This window comes from Actinomadura sp. 7K507, from assembly GCF_004348425.1.
Lineage (GTDB): Bacteria > Actinomycetota > Actinomycetes > Streptosporangiales > Streptosporangiaceae > Spirillospora.
On record NZ_SMKK01000293.1, the window covers coordinates 1 to 10,372 of the forward strand.

The 10,372-nt window shown below is 71.0% G+C and carries 9 protein-coding genes and 1 pseudogene; all 10 read right to left on the reverse strand.

Going from position 1 to position 10,372, the window contains the following annotated elements:
- Positions 1-123: 123 nt before the first annotated feature.
- A pseudogene (locus E1285_RS39685) lies at positions 124-723 on the reverse strand (ATP/GTP-binding protein); the annotation flags it as partial.
- Entirely contained in the window at positions 704-1,126 is a 423-nt protein-coding gene (locus tag E1285_RS39690; RefSeq protein ID WP_132159758.1) for a DUF742 domain-containing protein, read from the reverse strand. The gene E1285_RS39690 and the pseudogene E1285_RS39685, both read right to left, overlap by 20 nt.
- A gap of 6 nt (positions 1,127-1,132) precedes the next feature.
- On the reverse strand, positions 1,133-1,552 hold the full coding sequence (locus E1285_RS39695) for a roadblock/LC7 domain-containing protein (protein WP_132159759.1): 420 nt from the start codon (positions 1,550-1,552) through the stop codon (positions 1,133-1,135).
- Entirely contained in the window at positions 1,549-4,365 is a 2,817-nt protein-coding gene (locus tag E1285_RS39700; RefSeq protein WP_132159760.1) for a sensor histidine kinase, read from the reverse strand. Before E1285_RS39700 ends, E1285_RS39695 begins: the two co-directional genes overlap by 4 nt.
- Positions 4,366-4,493: 128 nt before the next feature.
- Positions 4,494-4,841, reverse strand: a complete 348-nt coding sequence (locus E1285_RS39705; protein WP_132159761.1) for a hypothetical protein — start codon at positions 4,839-4,841, stop codon at positions 4,494-4,496.
- 46 nt (positions 4,842-4,887) lie between these two features.
- Positions 4,888-5,400: an ATP-binding protein gene (locus E1285_RS39710; protein ID WP_165966949.1), complete on the reverse strand. Its 513-nt coding sequence runs from the start codon at positions 5,398-5,400 to the stop codon at positions 4,888-4,890.
- 162 nt (positions 5,401-5,562) lie between these two features.
- Entirely contained in the window at positions 5,563-6,144 is a 582-nt protein-coding gene (locus E1285_RS39715) for a PadR family transcriptional regulator (RefSeq protein ID WP_132159763.1), read from the reverse strand.
- A gap of 129 nt (positions 6,145-6,273) precedes the next feature.
- Positions 6,274-8,082: a fatty acyl-AMP ligase gene (locus E1285_RS39720; RefSeq protein ID WP_132159764.1), complete on the reverse strand. Its 1,809-nt coding sequence runs from the start codon at positions 8,080-8,082 to the stop codon at positions 6,274-6,276.
- Positions 8,083-8,088: 6 nt separating this feature from the next.
- The gene (locus E1285_RS39725) at positions 8,089-9,804 is read right to left on the reverse strand and encodes an acyl-CoA dehydrogenase (protein ID WP_207947158.1); all 1,716 of its coding nucleotides are present in this window, start codon (positions 9,802-9,804) and stop codon (positions 8,089-8,091) included.
- A 129-nt stretch (positions 9,805-9,933) separates the two neighbouring features.
- Positions 9,934-10,372, reverse strand: a 439-nt coding sequence (locus tag E1285_RS39730) for a nuclear transport factor 2 family protein (protein WP_207947159.1), incomplete at its 5' end; no start/stop codon positions are given.

Genomic DNA, 10,372 nt, shown 5'->3' on the forward strand with positions numbered 1-10,372 from the left:
CCGGATGCCGTGCCGCCCGGCGAGCCGGGACACGACGAACAGGCCGAGCCGGTCGGTGACGGCCAGGTCGAACTCCGGCGGCCGCGACAGCCGCAGGTTGAGCGCGTCCAGTTCGGCCTGGTCGAGCGCGTGCTCGACCAGCGAGACCAGCACCTGCTTCGCCGACAGCGTGTGGCGCGCGTCGCACAGCATGACGGGGACGTGCGGGTCGATGTCCAGCGCCATCCGGATCTCGGGCGGGTCGTAGCGGTCGGCCTCGTCGAAGCAGTTGACGGCGACGACGAACGGCGTGCCCTTCTGCTCGAAGTAGTCGATCGAGGCGAAGCTCGCCATCAGCCGCCGCGTGTCGGCCAGCACGACCGCGCCGAGCGCGCCGCGCGACAGCTCGTTCCACATGAACCAGAACCGCTCCTGGCCGGGCGTCCCGAACAGGTAGATCGCGACGCCGTCGCGCAGCGTGATCCGGCCGAAGTCCATGGCGACGGTCGTGGTGGTCTTGGCGCCGACGCCGTCGAGGTCGTCGACGCCGACGCTCGCCTCGGTCAGCGCCTCCTCGGTGCGCAGCGGCCGGATCTCGCTGACCGCGCCGACCATCGTCGTCTTGCCGACACCGAAGCCGCCGGCGACGAGGATCTTCAACGCGACCCGCGGACCATCGGCCCGCTCGTCGTGCTCCTCGTTGCCGTCGGCGCCGGGCGGGGGGTCAGAGCGCGCGGAGTTCATCGAGCACCCTCCTGAGCAGGTTCTGGTCGGTGTGCGGCTGGACGTAGGGCTGCCCGGCCGGCGTGGACCACCGCTGGACGTCCACGAGGCCGGAGTCGAGCAGGTCGCCGACCAGGACGCGGATCACGCCGAGCGGCAGGTCCAGGTCCGAGGCCAGGTCGGCGAGGGCGTGCGGGCGCCGGCACAGCGCCAGCAGGCGGCGCTGCTGGCGCGACAACCGGCCCGGTTCGGCGGGCCGCCGGCCGGTCGCGACGAGGATCGACACGATGTCCAGGGGCTCGCCGCTGGCCTGGGTGCGGCCGCGCGTCACCGCGTAGGGGCGGACGATGGGGCCGGCCGCGGCGTCCAGCCAGCGTTCCCGGCCGGGGCCCCGGGGGGCGCCCGGCGTTTCGCTCGGGTCCATCGCCGGTCACCTGGGTCCGGTGCCGGGACCGCCCTGCCGAAGACCCGTGGACAGTTGCCTCCCGACCCGCTTGACCAGCATCGTCATCTCGTAGGCGACGAGGCCCGCGTTGGCGCCGACCTCGCTGAGCAGCGCGAGGCAGCTGTTGGCCCCGGCGGGCACGACGAAGAACAGGCCGTCCTCCATCTCGATGAGCGTCTGCCGGATCTCGCCGGACTCCAGTTGCGGTTTGGCCCCGTTCGCGAGGCTGTGGAACCCGGCGGCGAGGGCCGCCAGGTACTCGGCGTCGTCCCGGCCGACGCCCCGGGACATGCCCATGACGATCCCGTCCCGCGACAGGACGACGACCTTGCGGATCTGCGGAACCCGGTCGACGAGATCGTCGAGGAGAAAGTTCAGCTCGGCCCCGACTCCCTGCTGGGTCATGATCTTCCCTCCATGCCGTCCGCCGGTCCTTCGTCCTCGTCCCTGCCGCGCAGCCATCCCGCCTGCAGGGAGGCGAACAGATCCCTGGACGCCTCGGCCGAGCGGTTCTCCCAGGCGGCGACCGCGTCGTCCTGGTCCGGTGCGGGCGCGGCGAACGGATTCTCGTCGCGCAACTGGGGCGCCAGGTTGCCGCCGCGCACCCGGCGCGGCAGCGGGGCACGCCCGCCCGGGCCGGCCTGCGCCTCGCCGAAGGACGCGGGCGCCCCGTAGCCCGTGCCCGCCTGGGGGCCCTGGCCGTACTGCTGGGGACTCGGCGCCTGGAACGGCCGCGTCGCGCCGAAGGCGGCGCTTCCCTCCTGGTACGGCCCCTCCTGGTACGGCGCTTCTCCATACGGCGCTTCTCCATACGGCGGGTTGCCGTACGAGGACGACGGCGGGGTCCCGTACGACGGCGGGGTCTCGGTCCCGTCGTACGACGGCTGATCCTGGAAGGACGCCTGTGCGTTGAACCCCACCGTCGCGTCATAGCCCGGCTGGTCCTCGAAGGAGACCGGGGTGTCGGGCGGCACGGCGACGCCCTGGATCGGCCCCACGTCGTGCGCCGTGTCATAGGTCGGCGCGGACGTGTCCCACGCCGGTGTCGCCGGGTCGGTCGCCGGGTCGTACGCCGGTGCCGCCGTGTCGTAGGGCGTCGGCGCGTTGAGCATCGCCGTCGACGACGGAGCCGACGGCGTCGGCCACGCCTTCGCCGACCCGTTCGCGGACGCGGAGCCGTTCTCGTGGACGGGCCTCCGCGCGACCGGGACGTCGCCGCCGGCCCCGTCCTCGTCCTCGGGCTGGTCGACGTCCACGATCAGCCGCCGCGGGATCAGCACGACGGCGCTGACCCCCCCGTACAGCGACGGCTGCAGCGCGACCCGGATGCCGTGCCGCCCGGCGAGCCGGGACACGACGAACAGGCCGAGCCGGTCGGTGACGGCCAGGTCGAACTCCGGCGGCCGCGACAGCCGCAGGTTGAGCGCGTCCAGTTCGGCCTGGTCGAGCCCGATGCCGCGGTCGATGATGTCGACGGCGAACCCGTTGGCGCCCATCTCGCCGCGGACCAGCACCTCGGTGGGCGCGGGCGAGAACACCGTGGCGTTCTCGATCAGCTCGGCGAGCAGGTGGATGATGTCGGCCACGGCCTCGCCGATCACGGCGGCCTGCCCGGACACCACCACGACCTCGACCCGCGTGTAGTCCTCGACCTCGGCGATCGCGGCGCGCAGCACGTCCTCGACGTGCACGGGACGGCTCCAGCCGCGGCCCGGGGACGTCCCGGACAGGATGACCAGGCCCTCCGCGTGCCTGCGCATGCGGGTGGTGAGGTGGTCGAGGCGGAACAGGTCCTCCAGGGCCTTCGGGTCGGACGCGCCGCGCTCCATCTCGTCCAGCATGCGCAGCTGGCGGTGCAGCAGCGACTGGCTGCGCCAGGCGACGTTGAGGAACACGCGGCTGATGCCCTGCCGCAGGTACGCCTCCCGGACGGCGGTGTCGATCGCGGTGTGCTGCACCTTCGTGAACGCGTCGCCGACCCTCGCGACCTCCCGGCTCTTGCCGATGACGAGCGGCGGCGCCTCCGCCTCCACGTCCACCTCCTCGCCGCGTCTCAGCCGGGAGACGACGTGGGGCAGCCGGTCCTCCGCGAGGTTCAGCGCGGCGCGCTGCAGCCCGCGCAGCTCACGGGACAGGCTGCGCGCCGCCAGCAGCGACAGGATGATCGACGCGACCACCGCGAGCAGCCCGAACCCGCCCGCCAGGACCAGCCGCATGATGATCTGCTCGCCGATCGGCTCGGCCATCTCGTTGAGCGCCAGGCTCGCCTGGGTGATCTTCTGCCCCCATGCCTGCGACAGCAGCTGCGTGGTGGCCTGCCACTGCGCGGCCTCGGGCGGCAGCCGGTTGTCGTCGGCCTTGACGATCGCGGTCTCGGCCGCGCGGAACCGCTTGAACTCCTCGGTCCCGGCGAGCTGTGCCAGCGGCCCGCGGATCTCGTCGTTCAGGTCGGCGAGGCCCGCGTCGAACTGCCGCCGCCCCTCGGCCGCCCACTGGACGAACGCGGTGTGCTCGGCCTGGGTGAACCGCCCGTTGCGCGCCATCGCGGCGGTGACCAGCGAGTCCTCGCGCAGCATGGTGGCGTGGGCGTTGCCGATGCTGATCAGCGCGCGGCCCTGCGTCAGGATCGCCACGTCGTTGACCGCGACCAGGTCGCTGAAGACCTTGATGACCTCGTCGAGGACGGCGCCGTAGGAGTTGATGACCTCCAGCGCCTCGGCGTCTCCGGTGTCGACCTCGGCGCGCAGCTGCGGCAGCGTGTCCAGGGCCTTGATCGCGACGCCGAGCCGCTGCTTGGTCTCGGGCTCGGCGGCGTCGCGCGCCTCGGGCGACAGCGCGGACTGGCGGAAGGCCCCCTCCAGGGCGTTCACCCGCTGGCGCTGCGCGCCGAGTTTCTGCTCGGCCCCGGCGTTCCCGGTGCTGAGCACGACGACGCTGAGGGAACGTTCGGCCTGGAGCTGGCTCACCAGGGTGAGGCCCGGAACCCCCATCTTCTCGTACGTCGTGGTGAAGTCGTACTTGTCGAAGGCGTCGCCGAGCGTGATGTTCGCGGCGAACGCCCACAGGGTGATGAGGGACACCAGCGGAACCAGCAGCAGGGCCGTGATGCGCAGGCGTATGGGGCGCCTGCGCCGGCGCTTGCGGGCGGACGCGACGTCCGGGGGTTTGCTTGTGGAGGCGGCCGCGTTGGGGTCCGCCGGCCGACCTTCGGCGACCATTCAGATCACAACCTCATGCGGGGGACATGCGGGGGGACGGGCCTCGGGGGTCAAGGCCCGTGTCATCGGTCTCTTCGTCTTGGTCCTGCGCTCGTACGCGAGTGGTGATGCCGCCGTGCGGGCGCGGTTCAGGACCGCGCGTCGTCCAGGGCCGCGCGCGCCACCAGCCCGCGGAGCCGGCTGGTGATCATGGAGACGGCCTGCGCGTGCCCGCGCACGGCCTTCTCCCGCGTGGTGTACTGCCCGATGTCGGCGTGCATCGTGCTGTCGGACACGATCGTCTGCCACAGCAGCGGCCGCCCGTTCGCCGCGAACCCGAGATCGATCACGGTGAACCAGGTCGAGACGACCACCACGACGCCGCCGACGCGGATGACGTCCTGCGCGAGCAGGCGTCCCCGCACGTCCAGCAGCAGCCGCTGGGCCTCCTCTGCGGTGGCGCGTATCCCGTCCGACCGGTAGTAGTCAGCGGACATGGCGCGCCCTCCCATCGCCGAACCGGGGATCTGCGAAGGGAAGGGCTCAGTGCCGGGAGTGTTCGTCCCGTGGCCAGGCCCGCATCTCGCACCAGACCGACTTGCCGGACGGGGTGTGGTCGGTTCCGTGCCGTTCGGCCATGACCGCGACGAGGAACCAGCCCCGTCCCGTCTCCTCCATGAGGTCGACCGGACGCGGTCGCGGGACCGCGGCGCTCTGGTCGTGGACCTCGATGCGGAGCCGGGTGCCGGCGCGCAGCAGCTTCAGGCAGAGCGCCGTGCCGGGTGTCGTCGCGTGCCGGACGGCGTTGGTGACCAGCTCGGAGACCAGGACCTCGGCGTCGTCGCCGACGTGGCCGATGCCGGAGGCGGTGCTGACGGACCGGCTGAAGCGCCGTGCCCGTGGCACCGACTCCCGGTCGGCGGGCAGCGTCAGCTCGCCGAGCAGAGTCGCGGCGGGTTCGTCGAGCGCCCGCAGGTCGTGCGCTGAGTGGGTGCCGTTGGGTGGGTTCGGGGCCAGGGTGCTAGGGAGTTCGATGGTGTGGTGTTCGCCCGACATGATGGACGCCTCCTTGACTAAGGCGTTTTGCCCCGTTCCAGCCCGGCCGGGGTGCCGTGCTGAGAAGGGCGCGGGGGGTTGATACCTGTGCCGCCGCCGTTCGGGCATGCGGGGGCACTGTGTTCGAGGGGTCGCGGACCGCCTGTGCGTGACGCACTCCGGTCATGACGGCTCGCCCCCCTCGGCATGGGTGCCCACCCTGGCTCGCAAGAGCCGGGCGGTGCTGGTGAACCAGTCGTAGTTCTCCTGCTCGAAACGCAGGCCGCGCAGGCAGGTCAGATACGGCCCCACCGGGGTGCCGGTCTTCAGGAACGTCTCCTCGTCCATGTCGCCGCGCAGGTGCTTCAGGGTGTGCTCGAAGACCTCGACCTTGGCGGCGGACGCCACGGCCCGGTCCTCCAGTTGCGCGATGACGGAGTCGGCGGAGATGTGGTCCACCGCCTGGACCATGACGAGCAGGTTCTCTCGGATGATCCCTGCCTTGGCGGGGGTCGTCGCGAACCGTTCGAGTTCGTCGACGCCTGCCGGTGTGACGGTGTACACGCGCTTGTTGGGACGGTCGTGCTGGATGATCTGCCGACCGCTGATCAGGCCTTCCGTCTCCAACCTCGACAGCTCCGAGTAGAGCTGCTGCGGTACGGCATGCCAGAAGTTGGAGACCGACAAATCGAAGATCTTGGCCAGCTGGTAGCCGCTGTACTCGCCATCGAGCAGCGCCGCCAGCACCGCGTGACGTAGCGCCATCGGCCTTCTCTCCCCGCCTTGACTCAGGGTTGTGGCGACGGTAGCAGACAACGACATGATTAGTCATGCTTTTGACTAGGTTTGGTTAGGGCGATTTTTCCGATTCACCGAAACTCCCAGGTCGAGCGCTCAGGCGTGCGCCCGCCGCAGCCCGGCGACGCCCGGTTCGAGGTCGCCGGCCAGCTCGGTGATCTCCCCGCGCAGGTACGCCTCCCTGGTCAGGCGGCGCTGCAACTTCCCGCTGGTCGTCCGCCGCACCGTGCCCCGCCCGGTCAGGACGACGCTCAGGGCGGGCAGGTCGAACGCGCGGGCCACGTGGGCCCTGATGAGGGACGCCAGCTCGTCCAGGGGCGTGCCTGCGGCGGCCCTGGTGCTGATCTCCTGGACGAGCACGACCTGCTCCCTGCCGTCGTCCAGCACGAGTTCCCTGCCGTCGTCGAGCACGAATGCCGCGCCCACGAGGGTGGCCGGGTGGGCGTCCCGCGCGGCTTCCTCGATGTCGTGTGCGTGGATGTTGCGCCCGTTGACGATGATGAGGTCCTTGATCCGCCCGGTGACGTACAGCTCGCCGTCGGCGATGAAGCCGAGATCGCCCGTCCGGAGATAAGGGCCGCCGCCGTCTGAGGTGCGGGCCTCGAAGCTCTCACGCGTCTCCTCAAGGCTTCGCCAGTAGCCCTGAGCAACACTTCCCCCGCCGACCCAGATCTCGCCCACACGGCCCTCTGGCAGCCGGACGCGGGTCGCCGGGGCGACGACGCAGACGTCCAACGAGACGGGACGTCCGCTGCTCACCAGCCGCCGCACCTCGCCACGGCTGTCTTGCCCGCCTCCCTCCTCCGGCTCGTCCGGCTCGTCGCGCGGGACGGCGGTGTCGCGGGTGAGGGCATCGCCGTCGAAGTCGCGGATGACGGGGCCGCCGCCGAGGGGCGCGGCGGTGATGAGGAGGGTCGTCTCGGCCATGCCGTAGCAGGGCATCCACATGTCGGGCCGGAACCCGATCGGGGCGAAACGCTCGGTCAGCTTCTCCAGCGTCGCCGCGCGGACGGGCTCGGCGCCGTTCTTGGCCACGCGCAGGGACGACAGGTCCAGGCCGTCCATCTGGCGGTCGGTGACGCGCCGCAGCGCCAGCTCGTAGCCGAAGTTGGGCGCCACGGTGATCGTGCCCCGGTAGCGGCTGATCAGCTCCAGCCACAGCACGGGACGCTTGATGAACGTGATCGGCGAGGTGAACACGTAGCGGCAGCCGAGATAGAGCGGCTGGAGGAACTGACCGACCAGACCCATGTCGTGATAGTGCGGCACCCAGCCGACGCCGACCGTGTCGGGTGTCCCCTCGATGCGACGCCTGATCTCCTCGCCGTTGCTCAGCAGGTTCCCGTGGGTGACCATCACACCCTTCGGCTCGCTGGTGGAGCCCGAGGTGTACTGGAGGAAGGCAAGGGTGCCGGGGCCGAACCGCGGGGGCGTCCAGTCACCGGGATCCGCGTCGCTGCCGGCTTCGGTGTCGAGGCAGTGGACGCGTCCCTTCAAGCCGGAGTCGTCCAGCCACCCGTCGAGCTTGTCCCGGTGGGCGGTGTCGGTGAGGATCAGCGCGATGTCGGCGTCGTCGATGATGCGGCGGGTGCGTCCGAAGCGTCCCGCGTCCAGGTCGGGCAAGGGCGCGGGGACGGCGACGACACGCGCGTACAGGCAGCCCAGGAACGCCGTCAGGAACTCCAGGCCTTCCGGATACAGCAGCAGGACGGCCCTGTCGCGCAGGCCGCGCGCCTCCAGGCGGCAGGCCAGCGCGCGGGCCTTGCGGTCGAGTTCGGCGAAACCGAGCACGTTCTCCTTGTACTTGCGGCCCGGTTCCTCACTGATGAACGTGAACGACCGGTCATCGCCCTGCTTCTGGATGTTCTCCCGGACGAGCGACACGAAATCCCTGTGCGCGTGCATCGGCCATCACTCGTCTTCCGCAAGGGACAGCAGGGAGAACCAGCGCCGCTCGTCGAAGCTGCCGAACATCGCGGCCTCCAGCGAAGGCAGGAACTCCTCCGACAGGACGGTGTCGGGCTGCGCGCGCTGGAGCAGACGCTGCAGGCACAGCACGAGCCACTGCCCATCGGCGAAAGCACCACCGAACTCGTGCCGGTTGTAGATCCACGTCAGGACGCACGAGAGCATCGCGTGCAGCTCGCAGTACCGCTTGGCACGTGCCAGCGCCGCCACCGAACCCGTGTCGCCCTCGCTCGCCCTTATGCCCTCGTCCACCTTGGCGCGCAGGCCCCCGATGCTGGACATCAGGTCCTTCAGCTCCGCCGCGACACCGGGCGCCGCGTGCGCGTTCGCCGCCTCCAGCAGCTGCTCGGAGATCTCCTCGAAGCGCTGCCCGACCTCGTCGCGGCCCTCGTTGGTCAGCTGCAGCCTGCGGCCGTCCGGCTCCCACGCCGGCGTCGCCCGCGTCCAGCAGAACAGGTCGGCGAGCAGGTCCTCCTCGCCTCCCGTCTCCTCCGGCGGCTCGATCAGGAACGGGAGCTGAGCGGCGACGTTGGCGAGGTTGACGTGCGTGGTGCCCTCGAAGATGCTCGCGATCGCGTGGTCGCGCTGCAGCTTCTGGAACACCCCGTGCGCCACGCCTTCACGCAGGTAGCCGCGCGCCGCCAGGACGGTCCCGATGCTGGCCACGACCTCCTCCCCCAGGACGGGGACGAAGTACTTCACGATCGACGACCACAGGCTCAGGCGTCCGGGCGCCACCGTCAGGCAGCGCGTCACCGGGATCGCGACGCACTCGGCGATCAGCAGGTCCAGATGCGTCTTGATGAGATGGTCGCGGATGACCGGGATCTTGTAGATGTCCGACCCGTACAGGGTGCGCTGCCGCGAGTACTCCATCCCGATGCGGACCACCGCGTCCATCGTGCCCACCGACAGCGCCGCGATCGCCGTCCGGGTGATCTGCAGCGTCTTCAGCGTCTGCACGAGCCCGGACCCGCGCCGCCCGATCACCCGGTCGGCCGGGATCCGCGCGCCGACGAACGCCACACCGCTCAGGTCGTGGCCGCGCAGGCCGACCGTCCGCACCGGGGGCAGCGCCGCCCACGTGTCCGGCGCGAGTTCTTCCTTGTCGACCAGGATGAGCGAGAAGTCCCTGGCGCCGGTCCTGGCGTAGGTGGTGACGAACCGTCCGCGGGTGGCGTTGCCGACGGGCCACTTGGTCCCGGTCAGCAGCAGCTCGTCCCCCTGGATCTCGGCCTCCGACTCCGACGCCATCACGTCGCTGCCGTGATCGGCCTCCGAAACGCCAAAGCAGGCGAGGTCGCCGTTCAGCACCCCGTCCGCCACGGTCCTGCGCTGCCAGTCGTTCCCCCACAGCCACACCGGGTTCACCGCCAGCAGCCCCGACCCGTACATCACCGCGACGGTGACGCTGCGACGGGAGATGCCGCGCGTGACGAAGAACAGGTCCTCCAGCGTCGTCAGCCGCCCGCCGAGCCCGCGCGGCACCAGATACTTGGGAAACCCCCAGGCCCGGACGGCGTCGACCGCGCCCGGCGGCAACTCGTCCCGCTCCTCGGCCTCGACGATCGCCTTGTAGGAGAACGGCCCGGCCTCGTCGTCCATCGGATCACCGAGGTACCCGTCCAGATCCGCGGCGACCCGATGCGCCGGCGACAATTCCGCCCGCCCACCCCCGACCTCCAGGGGTGCGGGGCGCCTGGGGGGTGCCGGGTCGTCGGGGGTTGCGGAGTGTGTCGCGGTCGCGGGGCGTGCAGGGACCTTACTGTCCATCTCTCTTTCGACTCCCTATAGCTTGGCGGTGTCGGACGGGCCCCCCGGTCCCTCCGCCTCCTCCATCCGCCTCCCGACCACCCGGGCGAGCGTCATCGCCGCGGGCAGGGGGCGGACCATCACGGTCAGGCCGGTGACGAGGCCGCTGTCGCCGAACCTGAGCAGATCCAGCCCCTGGACGGCCTTCCCCATCACCCGTGCGTTGAAGATCAGCGCCTGGGCCGGCGCGCCGGGCCGGCCGGTGCTGACGAGCTCGTCGGTGTAGTGGAAGTCGTCGAAGACCTCCAGCAGCACCGCGAGCAGCGCGGCGACGGTGTCGCGGCCCTGGTAGGGCTTCACCATCACCGGGCTGTGGAACTCGATGCCAGGGTCGAGCGCACTGGTGATCGCGGAGAGGTCTTTAGCCTCCACCGCCTTTCGGAACGTTCCGGGAACCGTCACCTGAGCTGCTCCC